Origin of the sequence: Bradyrhizobium sp. CB1717 (assembly GCF_029714325.1) — a bacterium.
Classification (GTDB): domain Bacteria; phylum Pseudomonadota; class Alphaproteobacteria; order Rhizobiales; family Xanthobacteraceae; genus Bradyrhizobium.
The window spans coordinates 6653457-6671270 of the sequence record NZ_CP121666.1; the positions used below are offsets into that span (position 1 = coordinate 6653457).

Below are 17814 nucleotides of genomic sequence, written 5' to 3' on the forward strand. Positions count from 1 at the left end.
CGCAGTTGCAAGATTCCGCGCCGAGCCGTGTATGATTCGGTGTTCCCCGATGGTATTCTCATAAGTCTGTCCCCTGTTGCGTTTGGAGTAGCCCATGGCCCCCCGCGCCAATTGGAAGGGTTTTCTGCGTTTGTCGCTCGTGACCTGCCCGGTCGCGCTCTATCCGGCCACTTCGGATACCGAGAAGGTCTCGTTCAACCAGATCAACCGCAAGACCGGTCACCGGATCAAGTACCTCAAGGTCGACGCCGAGACCGGTGACGAGGTCACGTCCGAGGACATCGTCAAGGGCTACAAGGTCGACACCGACACCTATATCGAGGTCACCAAGGACGAGCTCGACGACATCGCGCTCGACTCCACGCACACGATCGAGATCGACGAGTTCGTGCCGAGAACCGACATCGACAGCCGCTACCTGATCCGCCCCTACTACCTCGTGCCGGACGGAAAGGTCGGCCACGACGCCTTTGCGGTGATCCGCGAGACCATCCGCAGCATGGACAAGGTCGCGATCGGCCGCGTGGTGCTGACCAACCGCGAGCACATCATCGCGCTGGAGCCGCTCGAGAGCGGCCTGATGGGCACGCTGCTGCGCTACCCCTACGAGGTGCGCAGCGAGCAGGAATACTTCGACGACATCCAGGACGTGAAGCTGACCAAGGACATGCTCGACCTTGCAAAGCACATCGTCGAGAAGAAGTCCGGCGCGTTCGAGCCCGAGCTGTTCGAGGATCACTACGAGACCGCGCTGATCGATCTCATCAACAAGAAGCGCAGCGGCATGCCCATCACCGCGAAGGCGGCGCCGAAGACGGGCGGCAACGTCATCAACCTGATGGACGCTCTGAAGAAGAGCCTCGCGAGCGAGAAGGAAGCGGCGCCTGTGGCGAGGGTCGCCAAGGAGGCCGTCAAGGGCAAGAAGCCGAAGAAGCGCGTCGAGGGCCAGCGCGAGATGCTGCTGCCTATCGCCGGCAAGGGCGGCAAGGACGCCGCGGCCAAGGCGGCTCCCAAGGACGCCCCGAAGAAGGCCGAGAAGCCGGTGCGCGCACCTGCGCGGGCGAAGAAGGCCAGCTAGCAGCACCAGACCTGTCGATCGCGCCGTGATGTCCCTCCCCTCCGGTCGGCCGGCCTGACATGCCCTGGTCGGCGGCGTTCGACGATCCGATTCCGCTCTCCAATGGGCGCAGGCTGCGGACGCTGCAGGAAGCGGCCGACCACATCATGCAGCTGCCCGAGGATGCGCAGCACGCCAGCCACTGGCAAACCGCGATCGAGACTCTGATCAACGCGGCAGAAACGGGCGGCGGCTGGATGATGTTCGCCCGCATCGCGATGCTGCGGGCACTGAATGCGGACGCACGCCGTAAATAGCCTCAACAATCCGTTAAGCCGCGCCGGTCTTTCCGGCACGCTTGCGCGCCGCCACGTAGTCCTACGGAAGACAAAATTAACCGTCGATTCCCGTTGCGCAGGACAAGGTCGCGCCGTCGATGGAAGCAGGGTTTGCGCGTGGTGCAGCAACCAGACGCCAGCAAGAACTATATCGGCCTCGTGAACGACGCGACCGAGGACAAGCGCCTTGCCGACAGCGCGGCGCGGGCGCAGCCGCGCGTCATGGGCAATCTGATCGGGCGCCTCGCAGCCGCGCTGAGACGCCCCGGCAAGGCCGCGTCCGGATGCGCGGTCAAATCCTGAGACGGCGGCGACACGGGCGAATGCACCCGCATTGGGTGACGAAACCTTAAATCAAGGAAGGCAGTATATGAGGCCCGAGGCCGGGATCATCCGACCTTGCGCTTTGGCGTGCGCGCGCCGCGAAAAACTTAGTGAATCAATTTACCATTCCGAAAACGGCACCAGCCTAAATTAGACGGATGAACAGGAGTTGACGATGGCTTTGCTCAGGTCCTTTCTTGCCGATGAAAGTGCAGCCACCGCTATCGAGTACTGCCTGATCGCCGCCGGCATCGCGCTCGCGATCGTCGCTGTCGTGAACAACACGGGCAGTGCGCTGCTGAACAACAAGTTCAATTCGATCGACGCAGCCACGAAGTAGGCGCGGACCCGGCCCGGTGCGGCCTCCCAAGATTCGGCGATAGCGTCGAAGGCATAGCGCCTTCACAAGCTCGTCATTGCGAGCGCAGCGAAGCAATCCAGAGTCCCTCCGCGGCAACGGTCTGGATTGCTTCGCTGCGCTCGCAATGACGGAGCAAGCTGGCGGCTGCGCCCTTCGCGTTGCGGCACAAAACCTCCAGCGCTTCCCCGACCCCCCGCCACCGACAACGCCTCTTCGGCTCTCCGTTTCGCGCGTCTGTGATCGGCTTCCTAAAAATCAAGCTGCCCTCAAGAAAATCAGGAGCCGGCCCCAAGGCTTCCGTCAAGCCGGAACTGGCATCTCGGCCTACAGACGAGGTCATTTGCCGTTCACCCCCGGGCATCGCGAAAAAGCGTCGCGATGCCGCCGCGGTCCGTTTCGGCGATCACGCAAGCGAGAAGCACACATGGCTATCACAGCAAATTTTTCCTCCGGAATTCTCACCGTTCTTGGCAACGGCCTGAACAATACGATCGCACTCGGCCGCAACGCGGCCGGAACGATCATCGTCAACGGCGGCGCAGTCGCGATCAAGGGCGGCCCCGCGACGGTCGCCAACACCAAGTTGATCCAGGCCTTCGGCCAGGATGGCAACGACATCATCACCATCGACGAGAGCAACGGCGCGATGCCCGCAGCGAACCTTTTCGGCGGCGCCGGCAATGATACGCTGACGGGCGGGTCCGGCGGCGACATGCTGTTCGGCCAGTCCGGCAACGACTCGCTGTTCGGCAAGGGCGGCAACGACCTGCTGTTCGGCGGCTCCGGCAATGACGTGCTGGTCGGCGGCGACGGCAACGACCAGATGTTCGGCGAGGCCGGCGACGACCGCATGATCTGGAATCCCGGCGACGGCAGCGACCTGATGGAAGGCGGCGAAGGCACCGACACCGCCGACGTGAACGGCGGCAACGGCGGCGAGACCTTCGCCATCACCGCCAACGGCACGCGCGTCCGCTTCGACCGCGTCGATCCGGCGCCGTTCTCGCTGGACATCGGCACCACCGAAAACCTCGTGGTCCATGCCGGCGGCGGCGACGACCTCATCACCGCCACCGGCAATCTCGCCGCGCTCATCGCGCTGACGCTCGACGGCGGGGCCGGCAACGACACGATCCTCGGCGGCAATGGTGCGGACCGCCTGCTGGGCGGCGACGGCAACGATTTCATCGACGGCAACCAGGGCAACGACACCGCCTTGCTGGGCGCCGGCAACGACACCTTCCAGTGGGATCCGGGCGACGGCAGCGACAAGGTGGACGGACAGGCCGGAGCCGACACCCTGCTGTTCAACGGCTCGAACATCGGCGAGAACATCGCCCTCTCCGCCGCCAGTGGCGGACGCGTGCTGCTGACCCGCGATGTCGGCAACATCACGATGGACCTCGACGGCATCGAGACCATCACCATCAACGCGCGCGGCGGCAGCGACAACATCGTTGTCAACAACCTCGCCGGAACCGATGTCAAGCAGGTCAATGTCGATCTCGGCTCGGCCGGGACCGGCGACGGTGCGGCCGATACGGTGACGCTCGAGGGCACGGGCCGCGCCGATACGATCCAGGTGTCCGGCTCGGGCACGTCGGTTGCGGTCGCGGGATTACCCGCCGCTCTTGCCATCACCAACGCGGAAGGCGCGAGCGATGCGCTCGTCATCGAAGGCCTCGGCGGCAACGACACGATCTCGGCGGCCATGCTTGCCGCGGGGGTCGTGCACCTCACGATCGACGGCGGTGCCGGCAACGATACGATCACTGGCAGCGCCGGCAACGACACGCTGATCGGCGGCGACGGCAATGATTTCGTCGTCGGCGGCCGCGGCGATGATCTCGTGCAGCTCGGCGACGGCCGCGACATCTTCCAGTGGAATCCGGGTGACGGCAGCGACACCGTCGACGGCGGTGCCGGCGTCGACACGCTGCGGTTCTTCGGTGCCAACATTGCCGAGAATATGGTCCTTGCGGCGAACGGCGATCATGCCCGGCTCGCGCGCGACGTCGGGAACGTCACGATGGACCTGCACGGGGTCGAGCATGTCGACGTCCACGCGCTGGGCGGCGCCGACCATATCGCGGTGGGAGATCTGACCGCGACCGACGTGACGCAGGTGAACATCGACCTCGGCGGTTCGACTGGTACGCCCGACGGCGCCCTCGATACCGTCTCCGTCGACGCGACCCAGGGCGCCGACACGTTCGGCGTCTCCGGCAATGCCGGCGGCGTGACGGTGTTCGGTCTGCATACGACCACCAGCCTGAGCGGCATGGACGCAACCGACCAGCTGACGCTCAACGGCCTCGGCGGCGACGACGTCATCGATGCGAGCGGGCTTGCTGCCGGCGTGCTGCAGCTCACGATCAATGGCGGGCTCGGCAACGACACCATCCGCGGCAGCCAGGGCGATGACGTGATCAACGGCGGCGACGGCAACGACGTCGCGCTGATGGGCGCGGGCAACGACACCTTCGTCTGGAATCCGGGCGACGACAACGACACGGTCGAGGGCCAGGCCGGCAGCGACACGCTGCTGTTCAACGGCGCCAACATCGCCGAAACCATCAACATCTTCGCGAACGGCTCCCGTGCCGAGCTGACACGGGACGTCGCCTCGATCACGATGGATACGCACGGCGTCGAGACGATCGCGTTCAATGCTCGCGGCGGCGCCGATACGATCAATGTCGGCGATATGAGCGGGACCGACGTGACGGAGGTCAAGGTCGACCTCGGCGGCGTTCCCGGCAACCCGGGCGGCGATGGCGCCGCCGACAAGATCGTGATCAACGGCACCGGCGGCGACGACGTCATCACGCTTTCGCTCAACAGCAATGGCGCGCTGGTGATCGACGGTCTGGCAAGCCAGGTCGTGATCGAGAATTTCGACTTCAACGACACCATCACCATCAATGGCCTCGGCGGCGACGACGTGATCGAGGCATCAGGCGTCGGCTCCGGCGGGCCGCACCTGGTGTTCGACGGCGGTGCCGGCGACGACGTGCTCATCGGCAGCGCCGGCAACGACACGCTGCTCGGCGGGCTCGGCGACGATGTGCTGATCGGCGGCGGCGGAACCGACGTGCTGGATGGAGGTCCCGGCGACAACGTCGTGATCCAGTCGTTGCTCGCCCATGCAAGCTTCCACGCCGGCACGCTGGTTTGAGCCGGCGGTCGCGCTTCGCCCGGTTGTGGCGTGTTTTGCCCGCCGGGCGATGCAACCGACCGTAGTCCGGATGGAGCTTTGACGGCCATGTGAGTCCTGATACTCTACCCCCGTCGTGGCTCGGCGCGCCATGCCGTCAATCGTTGAACCAAAGCTGCCGAGAGGATGCGGATGAGAAGCGTGACGCTCGTGGCTCTCAGCCTCATGTTTGTCGGCGCATGGTCGCACGACAGCGCGAGAGGCCAGACGTCGGCCGCGCCGCCGGTTTCGCTTGCTCCGCCCGATGCATCGCCGCCGCGCCCGAGTGCCACCAAGCCCGCACGGGCGACAACAAATAGAGCTGCGCCGGCGGCGTCCGGCAGAGAGCCCTCGACATCCGTGACTGGCTTGCCTCAACCGGTGCCGAATCCGGCCGCCGACTACGACGGTTTCAGCGTCGGCGCCGCCGACGACAATGACGCGCCGAGCCAGGCGAGGCCGCCTGCGAGGTCACGCGCCGCAAAGGACGCCAGGCCCACTCCGGATGCAAATGACCTCGATCAGGAAGATGGGGCGTTGAAGCGAAAGCTGATGATCTGCCAGAACTGCAAATAGGATGTTTGTCCATGGGACAACTCCAACTGCGGCTCTCGCAGTTAGCAAGCTCGTAGCCCGGATGGAGCGCAGCGAAATCCGGAGAGCGGATGCGGTTGCTTCGACCGTTTTCTGACGCCGGTCCTATCTCTTGAGGGCGGACAGCAACTCTTTTCCCAGCGGTCCGGCCGAAGCGGGGTTCTGCCCCGTGATGAGCCGGCCATCGACGACGACGTGAGGCTGCCAGTTGGCTGCAGACGAATACTCGGCACCCTCCGCCCTCAACGCGTCCTCGAGCTCGTAAGGCACATCATCGCGGGCGTAGTCGTATTCTTCCTTCTTCGAGAAGGACGTGAGCTTCTTGCCGCGCACGAACGGGGTGCCATCACCAAGGTTGACGCCAAGCAGCGCGCACGGCCCGTGACAAACAGCGGCGACGAGCTTGCCAGTGCTCCAGGCGCGCACGATGGCATTCTGGACCGTTGCATTGCGCTGGATGTCCACCATGGGCCCAAGACCGCCGGGCACCAGGATGGCGTCGTAGTCGGCGGCGTCCACCTCGGACAATTTGCGACTGTGATTTAGGCGACGAAACGCCTTGCTCGCCAGAAAATCCTTCTGAGCGGGATCTTTCTCGTCGTACGCATCGTAAGGCGTCCATCCCCCGGCCGGGGACGCGAACTCCACGGCGACCCCAGCCTTGTCGAGCACTTCGAAGGGATGGGCGACCTCGGCGAAAAAGAAGCCGGTCTTGCGATTATGCGGACCGAGCACGGCTGCGTTGGTGACGATGAAGAGGACATGTTGGGTCAAGGTTTTCTCCTTCCGATAACGCTGTTCATTCAGGCGGCCAGTTGGCGCGACGCGGAGTACGGATCAGTTCGGACAGGGTTGCCCGGCCGCGCCCCACATCGCCATGTCCTTGACGTGATCCTCGAAGGTGCCCGGCGGCGTCGAGCGGCCTGCGCCGGGAGCCCAGCCCCTGGGAATGAAGCCATTCAAGGATGCATCGTGCCGCAAATGGTCGACGAGGCCGGCGGCGTCGCGTCCACCATTGCGCTTGGGATCCTTCAGCTGCGCGCAGATCTCGGCGCCGCTCTTGCCGAACCAGATGAAAGCCACCGGAGCGAGTTGCCAGTCGATGCCGGCGCGCGGCGGAGACGGTGCCGGCTCGTTCGCCTGGGTCGAGGTCATGTGACAGGTCGAGCACGGAATCGCCTCCGCGCCGATGCGGCTCTCGCCGCCGTGGATGTTCATGCCGTGCACGCGCGGCCTGGTTTCGCCTGCGGGCGTCCATATCGGGATGGCCTTGGCATCGACATGGCAGTTGGCACACCGCGGATGCGTCACGACGGCTTCGATCCGCTTCCAAGCCTCCAGCCCCTCCGCCCGGCTGACGCTGGCGGTCCGCAGCACGTCCTTGGCGGTTTCGTCCTTGGCCACGACGATCCCGGTGAGGGCCGCGACGGCAGAAGCTGCGAAGACGACCGCAATCAGAGATCTCTTCATGGCTCGCCTCACACGAAATCGATGAACTTGTTGAAGGGCATCTCGCGGATGCGCTTCCCGGTCGCCGCAAAGATCGCGTTGGCGAGCGCAGGCGCGGCCGGCGGAACCGGCGGCTCGCCGACCCCCCTCACCTTCGGATCGTTCTCGAGCCCGCGAACCTCGATGACCGGGCATTGATAGATCCGCATCGCTTCGTGGTGATTGTAGTTGGTCTGCTGCACCGCGCCCTTGGCGTAAGTGAGCTCGCAGTTGATGGCGTGGCCTAGTCCCCAGATCACGCCGCCCTGCACCTGGTTCTCGAAATTCACGGGATCGACGACCTTGCCGACGTCGACCGCGACCCAGACCTTGTCGATCCTGATGCCCTCCGGCGTCGCCGTCACCTCGACGACTTCCGCGGTCGGCGTCCCGAAGGACTCCACGAAGGCGACGCCGCGCCCTCGGCCGTTGCCGAGCGGTCCCTTCCAGTCCGACATCTCCGCGACCGTCTCCAGCACCTTGCGATAGTGCGGCACGGTACACATCGCGATGCGCGCCTTCATCGGATCGAGCCCCGCGGCATGGATCAGCTCGTCGATGAAGCTTTCGGTGAAGAAGCCCGAAGTCGAGGCGCCGACCGAACGCCACGTGGTGCTTGGCGAAAGCCCCCGCGCCTCGTAGCTCGTGGCCCGGAAATTGGGGATGTCGTAATAGACGTTCCAAAGCCCAGCGGCCAATTGCCCGTCGGGATCCTTCGAGGGCGTGCCCGAACGTTCGAGCAGCCCCTTGAGCGGAGCAGTCGAAGCCAGTTGCAGATCGGCCGCGACGATCTTGCTCTTGTCGACGCTGCCCCGGTGCCTGGCAATCGCAATCTGCCGCGGAATGTCCTGGAGGAAATCCTCCTCGCGCGAGAACACCAGCTTGATCGGCGTTCCCTTCATCTGGTTGGCGATCTCGGCAAGAACGCGGACGTTCTCGTATTCGAGACGGTGGCCGAAACTTCCACCGGTCCACTGATTGTGGAAGGTGACCTGCTCGGGTTTGAGGCCGATCGCCGTCGCCGCGACATATTGCACGAAGCGCGGGCTCTGATGGCCGACCCAGATCTCCATCCCCTTGTCGGTGACGAGGCCGATCCCGTTCAGCGGCTCGAGCGGCTGATGTGCCACATAGGGCGCGCGATATTCGGCTTCGACGCGCGTCCCGGCCTTCAGCCCGGCTTCGATGTCACCGATCTTCCGCCACTCCTTGCCGAGGAACTCGGGCTTGAACGAGGATTCCAGAACCTTCCAATGGTCGGCCTGCTCGGCAGGATAGGCTGAAGGCGCCCACTCGCAAGCGATGGCGTCGACCGCCTTCATCGCGTACCAACTGTTCGTCGCGATCACCGCGACGCCATTCTTGATCTCGAGGATGTTCTTGACCCCCGGCATCACGCGCGCCTTGCTCGCGTCGTATGATTTCAGCGGCTGCCCCTTGGCGGGGTTCAGCTTGACGGAGGCATAGAGCATGCCATCCATTTTCATGTCGATGCCGAACTTCAGCTCGCCCATCACTTTCGAGCGGACGTCCAGCCGCATCATCGGCTTGCCGAGCATGCGCCATTTGGACGGGTCGCGCGGCTGCGCATCGAGCACCGGCGGAATTTTCGACGCCTCGGCCGCGAGTGCGACATAGGCGATCTTGCTTCCGTCGGGCAGGATCACATGGCCTGATTGCGTGCGAAGGTCGGCCACCGCGACGCCCGAACGTTTGGCCGCAGCGGCCTTGAGCGTTTCGCGCGCGACCGCACCGGCTACACGCAGCTTCTCGTAGGTGTCCGGGATTGTGCTCGATCCACCGGTCATTTGCAGGCCAGATTGCCTCAGCCACTCGAGCGTCTTGGCGCGGGCTTCCTCCGCGGCCGGACTTTGGTCCGCAGCCACGAACGGCGCAAACTCGTCGGCAAAGCCGGTGTTGAAATAGGCGGGACTGGGACCGGCGAAGCGGATCTCGAACTGGCCGGGATCGAGGTCCATTTCTTCGGCGATCATGATCGGCTGCACCGATCCGACACCCTGGCCGATATCGGCGTGCTGCGCGATCAGCGTGATTTTCTCCGGGCTGATTTCGACCCAGGGATTGAAGCTCACGGAATTCGGTCCGAGGCCGGCAGCCAATGGATTGTCGCCGGCGGCCGGTGCGGCCGCTTCGACGCGGCCGTAGGCGCCGAACGCGACGCCGCCGGCGACAGCCGCGGAGCCGAAAACGAAGGCGCGGCGGGAAAGGCGCTGCATGTGGCCCATCTCACTTCTCCGCTATCTTGTGTGCAGCGGCCGCATGAATTGCCGCGCGGATGCGCGGATAGGTGCCGCAGCGGCAGAGATTGCCGGACATCACCTGATTGATCTGCTCGTCGGTTGGTTTGGAGATCAATGCAAGAAGCGAGATGGCCTGCATGATCTGTCCGGTCTGGCAGTAGCCGCATTGCGGGACCTGATGCTCGATCCAGGCCTGCAGGACCGGGTGCTGGTCCTTGTTGTCCAGCCCTTCGAGCGTGACGACCGATTTGCCCGCGACCTCGCCGATATGCGCCTGACAGGACCGCACCGCCTTGCCGTCGATGTGAACGGTGCAGGCGCCGCATTGTGCGACCCCGCAGCCATATTTGGCACTGGTGAGGCCGAGCTCGTCGCGCAGCACCCACAAGAGTGGCATCTCGGGAACGACGTCGACCTGATGCTTGATCCCGTTCACCGTGAGCTCGATCATGTCGGTACATCTCCTTGCGGATCTGGTCGGCACAACAGCACTGCCTGATGGACGCTGAGCCGTATTTCCGATTCCTGCGGGATCATGCGCAATCCCTGCGCAATGCCGCATCGACGCGATCGGTTTTCACGTCGGCCTGGCCGCAGCACAATTCGCGATACTGCCCGGGCGTGAGACTTGCGGCCTTGCGGAACACGCGCGTGAAATTGGCTTGCGAGCCGAAACCGAACTCGAGCGCGATTTCGACCAGGGACAAACGGTTGCGCGCGAGTTCTTGCCGCGCGGCCTGAACGCGGCGATCGGTCACGTAACGGTGCGGCGACAATCCGGTCGCCTCGCGAAACAGCCGGGAGAAATGATAGGGGCTGAGGCAGGCCTGGGCCGCCAGATCCTCAAGCCTGACGTCGCTGCCAAGAGAAGCCTCGATATAGTCCAGCACGCGCTGCAGGCGCCGTGGATCGAGCGACGGCAACTTGTCGGGCGCGCGCCAGCGGTCGATCGTGTAATTCCCCAGAAGATGCGCCGCGAGCGCAACCTGGATTCCCTCCACGAACAGCGCGTCGGTCGGCTGGCGCGGACGATGGAGCAGGTCGCGCAGCGGCGAGCAGATGTGGAAGAGTACCTGGTCCGCCAGACCGTGGGCGTAGGCGATCTCGACTTTCGCCGGATCGATATCGAAGTCCGCAAGCGCGCTGTGGTCCAGCAGCGCCGGCGGAAGATAGAGATGAAGACACTCCATCCGGTCGGACAGTTCGAGATGGCTCTCCTGCGTCCCCACGGGAACGAGGTAGCTCATGCCCGGCCGGGCGAAGCTCTTCTGGACTTCGCCGTTGCCGACCCGGCACACCATGCCGCCGCCTGACAGCACCATGACGATTTCGGTGCAGATGGGAACGGGCGTTGCCTGGCGCCCCGCCTCGAACTTGCGATGCTCGATGCTCAGCCCCGGCCAGTCGTTGGCCGCCGCGAGCTTCTCGCTGTTCTGATACTTTTCGTCTCCATGCGTCACGAGCGCCATCACGACCTCCGCGAGTTGCGGCGAATCCCGGCCCCATATCGCAAGCGAGCGATCATTCCATCCGGTGGTGAGTTGCAGCCCCGGCTGCTGCCACGCCGATCCCGAATTTCTCACAAGCGGCGATGGCGAAGTCCAGAGGCGGCGCGGTTAAAAGAGGTAAAAGGCAGGCAAAGCAAAGACTTGGAGCCGGATGCGATTGGCTTCGCAAGCCGGTCTCGCAACGGATGAGCAAGATGCGTCGGTCATCGCGCAGGAATCGGAAATACCGCAGTGCTCGCGAACGCTAGTGGAGGGCTCATCAACGGCAATGCCGCCGTAACGAGGTTGGAGCCTGGTATGAAGACGCTCATCTCTGCGCTTGCCGCAATGTCGATCGCAACGGTCTCCCCCGCGATCGCGGCCGAGAGGACCGTTTCCATCGTCCTCGTCCACGGCGCATTCGTCGACGGCTCGGGCTGGAAGGACACCTACAACATCCTCTCGGACGCGGGCTATGAGGTTCTCGTGGTCCAGCAGCCGACGATCACGCTTCGCGACGATGTCGCGGAGACCGAACGCGTGATCGCCAAGGCGCGGCATCCGGTCATCCTCGTCGGGCATTCCTATGGAGGAATGATCATCACCGAAGCAGGCGACAATCCGAAGGTTCGCAGCCTCGTCTATCTCGCGGCATTCGCGCCCGATGCCGGGGAGTCGGTCAGCACGCTGGCGGAAGCCCCAGTGCCGGCGGGCGAGCACAAGGCTCCGCTGGTCACTGAGGGCAATTATCTCCTGGTCGACCGCGAGAAATTCCCGACCTCTTTCGCGGCCGATGTCGACGCGGCAACGACCCGCTTCATGGGCGCCGCGCAGCTACCCTGGGGATTGCAGGCGGTGCAGACCAAGGTCGATCGCGTGGCCTGGAAGACGAAGCCGACCCATTACATGGTGACGAGCGAGGATCACATGATCCCGCCGACGGCACAGCGCACCATGGCCAAGCGGTCAGGCGCGAAGGTGACGGAGATGAAGAGCAGCCACGCGGTGATGCTGTCGCATCCGCGCGAGGTCGCAGCCTTCATCAGAAGCGCAGACACGTCCGCCGCCGACTGAGTTCGGCCGCGCGGAGCACGGGTGGTCTTCTGTCACACAAGGACTCGCAACATGGCCCTCAAGGATATTCTGCCGGGAAAACTGGGTTTCGGTGCGGCGCCGCTCGGCAACATGTTCCGCGACATCCCGGAGCAGGAAGCCCTCGCGACGGTAAATGCGGCCTGGGACGACGGCATCCGCTATTTCGACACGGCGCCCTTCTACGGCGCAGGTCTTGCCGAGATCCGCATGGGCGCTGCGCTCGCCGGCCGGCCGCGCAGCGACTATGTCGTCAGCACCAAGGTCGGACGCCTGATTCTTGACGAGATCGAGGATGTCAGCGCCCGCGACCTCGGCGAGAAGGGCGGGGTCTTCCAATACGGGCGCCCGAACAGGATCGTGAACGACTATTCCCGGGACGGGACGTTGCGCTCGATCGAGGACAGCCTGAAGCGGCTCGGCACCTCCCACATCGACATCGCGTTCGTGCATGACGTCGCGCAGGATTTTTACGGCGACGAGTGGCTTTCGGTCTTCGAAAGCGCGCGCAAGGGCGCGTTCAAGGCGCTCGACCGGCTGCGCGACGAAGGCGTGATCAAGGCGTGGGGCCTCGGCGTCAACCGGGTCGAGCCGATCGAGCTGCTGCTCGCGCTCGAAGAGCCGCGCCCCGACGGCTTCCTGCTCGCGGGCCGTTACACGCTGCTCGACCATGCAAGGGCGCTTCAACGGGTGATGCCGATGGTTGCGGAACACGAGCTCGCGATCGTCGTCGGCGGCCCCTACAGTTCGGGCGCGCTCGTCGGCGGCCCCAACTTCGAATATGCGCCGGCGCCGCCGGAAATCCTCAACAAGGTGGCGCGGATCAAGGCCATCGCCGGCCGCTACGGCATCAGCATGAAGGCGGCAGGCTTGCAGTTTGCGCTCGCCAACCCGGTGGTCGCGGCCGTCATTCCCGGCGCGAGCCGCCCGGGCCGCATCGCCGAGGATCGCGCTGCGCTTGAGGAGGCCATCCCCGCCGATTTCTGGCGCGAGCTCCGTTCGGAGGGGCTCGTCAACCCCGCAGCTCCGCTTCCCGCGGCCGCTTGAGGCGCCGAGGCACAAGCAGGTTCATCCCGGCCGAGCGCTGCTGCGGCCGGCAGGATAACGCACACAAAATCCGTCGAACGACCAAGGAGAGCGACATGACAGATGAAGCAGACAACGCCACCGACATGGGCCGCCGCGCCCTGCTCCAGAGCGCCGGCGCAGCCGTCGTCACCGGCCTCGTCGCCGGCACGACCGACGCGCGGGCCGCGACGCAAGACGGCATGTCGTCAGCGGCGCGCGACGAGGCGCCGCTCGGTGCGCGGCTTCAGGGCGTCCAGCATTTCGGGCTGACGGTCCAGAACATGGAGCGGGCCTATCAGTTCTATACGGAAGTGCTCGGCGGCACCGAGGTGTTCCGTCACGGCGACTTCCAGGGCGACGAGGTGCAGAACACACTGCTGGCCGACCAGGAGATCGAGGCGAACGCGCGCGGGGTCAATCCGCGGACCATCGGCGTTCCCGACCTCAGAAGCGGAGCGCAGAGGCTCGATGTCCGCTTCATCCAGTTCGACAACGTGGTGATCGAACTGCTGCAATATCGCGAGGCCGATCAGCCGATGGGCAGCGCGAAGAGCTTTGCCGAGCCAGTGGAGCACATGAGCCCGGCTTTTCCGCGCATGATGCACATCTGCTTCTACGTTCGCGACGACGTCGACTTCAACAAGTTCATCGCCGACCTCGAAGCCGAATCCGCGCGCCGCGGCATGACGCAGGTGCGGGCGAACCGCACCATCCGCGTCATGACGGAGGCCGACCGCAAGGCCGCGCCCCGCAGCACCAACACCAACCGGGTGACCGCGGAACCCTCGAACGGCTGGGAGCTGATCTATTGCAAGGGGCCGGAGGGCGAGCAGCTCGAATTCGTCAAAGCGCTGGGCCCGGTCAAGCAGCGCTTCAGCGAAGCCCTGGCAAAGCGGCAGCAGACAATCGTGCGCTGACCCATAAAACTCGGGCGACCGGCTTCCGCTGGCCGCCCGGCAAAGCACCCTCGACCTCGATGTGAAGGACTTCATCATGCAAACGCTCGTCCGCGATTCGCTTGGCGCCCTGCTCGTCGCCGTCTCGGTGACCATGACGGCGACACCAGTCGTTGCCCAGGAAGCCCCGCGCGTGCGCTATCAGGAGATTCCGGAAGGCGCTTATTCGGTGGTGGCCCAGGTGCGCGCCAAGCCTGGAAAGGAAGACGCATTGCGCGCGGCCACGCTGCCGCTGATCGATCTGGTTCGCGGCGATCCCAAGAACCTGGTCTATTTTCTCCAGGAAGACCGCGCCAAACCCGGCCATTTCGTCTTCTACGAGGTGTTCGCCAGCCAGGCCGATTTCGACGCCCATAACGCGATGCCTTATGTGAAGGACTGGTTCGCCAAGCTTCCGGAACTTGCCAATGGCGGCGTCGAGGTCATGCGCATGGCGGTTCTCGGCGTGCCCAAGAAATAGCCGGCCTGCGCGCGAGCGGTTTTGTCGCAGCCATCCTGCGGGCAATGCCCGCCGCAATCGTGCGAATTCAGAACGGCCCACTCCAACAAGTTTGCGGCGCATGATATTTGCAGACGATCTCTTCGATCGATTGGCAATGATCAATGCAGGCTGCCACGGAGATACGGCAACGGGGCACACGCCGACAGGAACTGACTTACTCCTTCGGCCCATTCCGACTGGTTCCCAGCCGCCAGCTCCTCCTGCTCGACGGGCGCCCCGTCAAACTGGGCGGACGCGCATTCGAGCTGTTGCAGCTGCTAGTGCAGCGCCGCGGTGAGTTGGTCAGCAAGAATGAGCTGATGGCGGCGGCCTGGCCGGGCACCTTCCTCCACGACAGCAATCTCAAGGTCAACATGTGGAGCTTGCGGCGTTCGCTGGCGGATACCCAGATCGAGCCCGTCTACATCGCGACCGTGGCGCGCCGCGGGTACAAGTTCATTGCGGACGTGCAAATCAGCATCGGCGAGGTCGAGGACGATCCGTCGCTCGCCGAACCGGTCCCCCTGTCCAGGCCGCCATTGCTGCGCGGCATCGTCGGTCGCGAGGCGGACATCGTCGAAATCGCCGATCTGCTGGCCGACAACAGGCACGTGACCCTGGCCGGCGCGGGAGGCATCGGCAAGACGACGGTCGCCGTGGCTGTCGCCCAGGCGTTTGCGCCGCGGTGCCGCGACGGCGTCTGCTTCGTCGATCTCGCGACGATCTCCGATCCGACGCTGTTCGGCACGGCGCTGGTGACGGCACTGGGCATCAGAGGCAATACGGACAACGGTCTGGCTGCCGCCCTCGATTATCTGAGGCCGCGGCAGATGCTGCTCATCCTCGACAATTGCGAGCATGTGCTGCCCGCCGCCACGATCTTCGCCGGCAAGTTCCTGACGGACACATCGCCGTCCAGGCTGCTGGCGACGAGCCGCGAAGCGCTCGGCACCGTCACCGAGCACGTCGTACGGCTTGGCTCGCTGGCCTCGCCGAAGTCTGGCCTCGACCTGTCGGTCGATCAGGCCGTCAAGTTTCCAGCGGTGCAGCTGTTCGTCCGCCGCGCCGCCGAATGGTCGGGCTACCAGTTCGTCGATGACGATTGCGAGGCGGTCGCCTCGATCTGCCATTCGCTTGACGGCCTTCCGCTGGCCATCGAGCTGGCAGCAGCCCAGATCGGCAGGTTTAATCCTCGCGAATTGGTGACGCTGCTCGACCAGAACCTGGGCTTTCGCGCGCCCAGCGCCGAGAGCGCGCCGCCGCGCCACGAGACCCTGATGGCGACGATCGACTGGAGCTTCCGGCTGCTGTCGCAGAAGGAGGCCAGACTGTTCGGCCTGCTGTCGGTGTTCAGCGACGCCTTTGACGCCGAGGATGCGGTTTTCGTCGCAGAAGCGGCAGGGCTCACGCCGGTCGACGTCGTCACCGGCCTCGGCAGCCTCGTCGCCAAATCGCTTCTGAGTGCGCAGGCCCGCGGAGCGCACCTTCGCTACCGGCTGCTCGACAGCACACGCCGCTATGCGGCCGAGCGGCGCCAGGCCGATCCCGCCTGCGGCCAGGCGCTGCGCCACCACGCGCAGCACGTGCTTGCGCTGTTCGAGCAGTCCGAGGAGGAATGGAACTGGCGCGAGCCGGCCGATTGGACCCAGCGCTACCTCGGCCGCATTGCCGATCTGAGAGCGGCGCTGTCGTGGGCCTTCGGCGAGGACGGCGATGCTGTCCTCGGCATCAGGCTCGCAGTTGCGGCGATCACCTTGTGGTCGGAAACCTCCATCCTGTCGGAAGCGCAGGCGCGGCTGGAGGACGCGCTCGCCTTGGCCAAGACCGTCGCGTGCGACGATCTATCGAAGGCAAAGCTCGCCTGCGCCCTTGGATGGAGCCTGTTCTACGCCCGCAAGATGTCGAACGAGAACGAGGTTGCCTGGCTCGATGCGATCGCCTTTGCAAGGCGCGCCGGCAGTATCGAGTATCAGCAGCGAGCGCTGGTGGGTTTTGCCTTTTACCTGTTGCAGATCGGTCAGGTCCCGCGCGCCACAACCTATCTCGAGGAGGCCACCGCGCTCGCCGACAGTGACCGCGGCCGCGACCTGACGGCGACGTCCGAAGCCGATCGGGCATTGGCCTGGGCCCGCGCCTTCGCCGGCGAGTTGAGCAAGAGCCGCCCGGTTCTGGATCGCCTCGCGGCGACCTATTCGCTGGCCGAGGGCCGTTCGCGCAAGGATGCGAATGAGGTCTACCGATTCATCACCGTCCGCTTCAACCTGCCCTTCGTGGCGTGGATGCAAGGGCAGGCCGACCACGCGGCAAGGCTCGCTCGTGATGCGGTCGACGCCGCGGACCGCGGCGGCCATTGGGTGTCGCAGTCGAACGCACTCGGGCTCGCCGCACTTCCGGTTGCACTGGAAACCGGCAATCTGGATGCGCTCGAGAGTTACACGATGCGGCTGCGTCGCAACCTCGAACGCGAGCGCATCTCGCGCTGGGTTCCGGTCGAGCGCTATTTCTCCGCCTGCCTTCGCGAGCTACGTGGCGATCCGCGCGCGGTTCAGGATATCCGAGCCGCAATCGACGAACTGATCGAATGTCGCTTCCTGATGCGGATCGGCAGCTATCTCGCGGTCCTCGCCCGCGCCTATCTGCGGCAGGGGCGGATCGCAGATGCGCGCGAAGCCATCACGCGTGCGATCGACCATCAGGAACGTCAGGGCGAGCGCTGGTGCCGGTCGGAACTGCAGCGGGTCGACGCAGCGGTCCTGCTCCACGCCGGCGAGCCGCTGCGCGCCGAGCAGCGGCTCCAGCAGGCGCTTACCGAAGCGCGCGCCATAGGCGCGATGACATTCCAGCTGCGGATCGCCACCGATCTCGCAGCACACTGGATCGCGACCGGCCGCAGGGCGAAGGCCATCCGACTGCTCGCCCCGATTTATGACGCGTTCACCGAGGGCTTCGAAACGCCGGATCTCGTTGCGGCCGAGCGCCTGCTGCAGCGCAGGCAGCCAACGGCGAACGGCTGCGGCCATTATCGCCAGCCGGAGCCGATGCACGCCCGCGGTGCATAGCTGGCCTACCGCCGCGCCCACCGCGCGCGCTTTACGCCTCTCCGATTTCCTG

Annotated in this window: 15 protein-coding genes; 10 read left to right on the top strand and 5 right to left on the bottom strand. The window is 65.0% G+C overall.

Going from position 1 to position 17814, the window contains the following annotated elements; translation table 11 throughout:
• Positions 1-94 precede the first annotated feature (94 nt).
• The 5 genes from QA649_RS31175 (at position 95) to QA649_RS31195 (ending at position 5258) form a co-directional block, all read left to right on the top strand.
• On the top strand, positions 95-1078 hold the full coding sequence (locus QA649_RS31175; protein ID WP_283020559.1) for a Ku protein: 984 nt from the start codon (positions 95-97) through the stop codon (positions 1076-1078).
• A 59-nt stretch (positions 1079-1137) separates the two neighbouring features.
• Positions 1138-1374, top strand: a complete 237-nt coding sequence (locus QA649_RS31180) for a hypothetical protein (protein WP_260385006.1) — start codon at positions 1138-1140, stop codon at positions 1372-1374.
• Between the two features lie 138 nt (positions 1375-1512).
• A complete protein-coding gene (locus tag QA649_RS31185) occupies positions 1513-1698 on the top strand; it encodes a hypothetical protein (protein ID WP_349254039.1) in 186 nt (61 codons plus the stop codon).
• 196 nt (positions 1699-1894) lie between these two features.
• Positions 1895-2059: a Flp family type IVb pilin gene (locus QA649_RS31190; protein ID WP_018647793.1), complete on the top strand. Its 165-nt coding sequence runs from the start codon at positions 1895-1897 to the stop codon at positions 2057-2059.
• A gap of 445 nt (positions 2060-2504) precedes the next feature.
• A complete protein-coding gene (locus tag QA649_RS31195) occupies positions 2505-5258 on the top strand; it encodes a calcium-binding protein (protein ID WP_283020560.1) in 2754 nt (917 codons plus the stop codon).
• A gap of 717 nt (positions 5259-5975) precedes the next feature.
• Here the strand turns inward: QA649_RS31195 and QA649_RS31205 are convergent.
• The 5 genes from QA649_RS31205 to QA649_RS31225 all read right to left on the bottom strand — a co-directional run bounded on the left by QA649_RS31205 (position 5976) and on the right by QA649_RS31225 (position 11088).
• Positions 5976-6644: a type 1 glutamine amidotransferase domain-containing protein gene (locus tag QA649_RS31205; protein WP_283020562.1), complete on the bottom strand. Its 669-nt coding sequence runs from the start codon at positions 6642-6644 to the stop codon at positions 5976-5978.
• Positions 6645-6707: 63 nt separating this feature from the next.
• The gene (locus QA649_RS31210) at positions 6708-7340 is read right to left on the bottom strand and encodes a hypothetical protein (RefSeq protein ID WP_283020563.1); all 633 of its coding nucleotides are present in this window, start codon (positions 7338-7340) and stop codon (positions 6708-6710) included.
• Positions 7341-7348: 8 nt separating this feature from the next.
• Positions 7349-9604: a molybdopterin cofactor-binding domain-containing protein gene (locus QA649_RS31215; RefSeq protein WP_349254040.1), complete on the bottom strand. Its 2256-nt coding sequence runs from the start codon at positions 9602-9604 to the stop codon at positions 7349-7351.
• A gap of 1 nt (position 9605) precedes the next feature.
• A complete protein-coding gene (locus tag QA649_RS31220; RefSeq protein WP_283020565.1) occupies positions 9606-10070 on the bottom strand; it encodes a (2Fe-2S)-binding protein in 465 nt (154 codons plus the stop codon).
• 82 nt (positions 10071-10152) lie between these two features.
• Entirely contained in the window at positions 10153-11088 is a 936-nt protein-coding gene (locus QA649_RS31225) for an AraC family transcriptional regulator (RefSeq protein ID WP_283020566.1), read from the bottom strand.
• A 336-nt stretch (positions 11089-11424) separates the two neighbouring features.
• Here QA649_RS31225 and QA649_RS31230 point away from each other — a divergent pair, with 336 nt between their 5' ends.
• From QA649_RS31230 to QA649_RS31250, 5 genes are all read left to right on the top strand, one after another.
• Positions 11425-12180 carry an alpha/beta hydrolase gene (locus QA649_RS31230; RefSeq protein WP_283020567.1) on the top strand — a complete coding sequence of 252 codons (756 nt, stop codon included), beginning with the start codon at positions 11425-11427 and terminating at the stop codon, positions 12178-12180.
• Between the two features lie 51 nt (positions 12181-12231).
• Positions 12232-13245 carry an aldo/keto reductase gene (locus QA649_RS31235; protein WP_283020568.1) on the top strand — a complete coding sequence of 338 codons (1014 nt, stop codon included), beginning with the start codon at positions 12232-12234 and terminating at the stop codon, positions 13243-13245.
• A 95-nt stretch (positions 13246-13340) separates the two neighbouring features.
• The gene (locus QA649_RS31240; RefSeq protein ID WP_283020569.1) at positions 13341-14183 is read left to right on the top strand and encodes a VOC family protein; all 843 of its coding nucleotides are present in this window, start codon (positions 13341-13343) and stop codon (positions 14181-14183) included.
• A 76-nt stretch (positions 14184-14259) separates the two neighbouring features.
• A complete protein-coding gene (locus QA649_RS31245) occupies positions 14260-14682 on the top strand; it encodes a putative quinol monooxygenase (RefSeq protein WP_283020570.1) in 423 nt (140 codons plus the stop codon).
• Between the two features lie 143 nt (positions 14683-14825).
• The gene (locus tag QA649_RS31250; protein ID WP_283020571.1) at positions 14826-17762 is read left to right on the top strand and encodes a winged helix-turn-helix domain-containing protein; all 2937 of its coding nucleotides are present in this window, start codon (positions 14826-14828) and stop codon (positions 17760-17762) included.
• Positions 17763-17814: the final 52 nt, after the last annotated feature.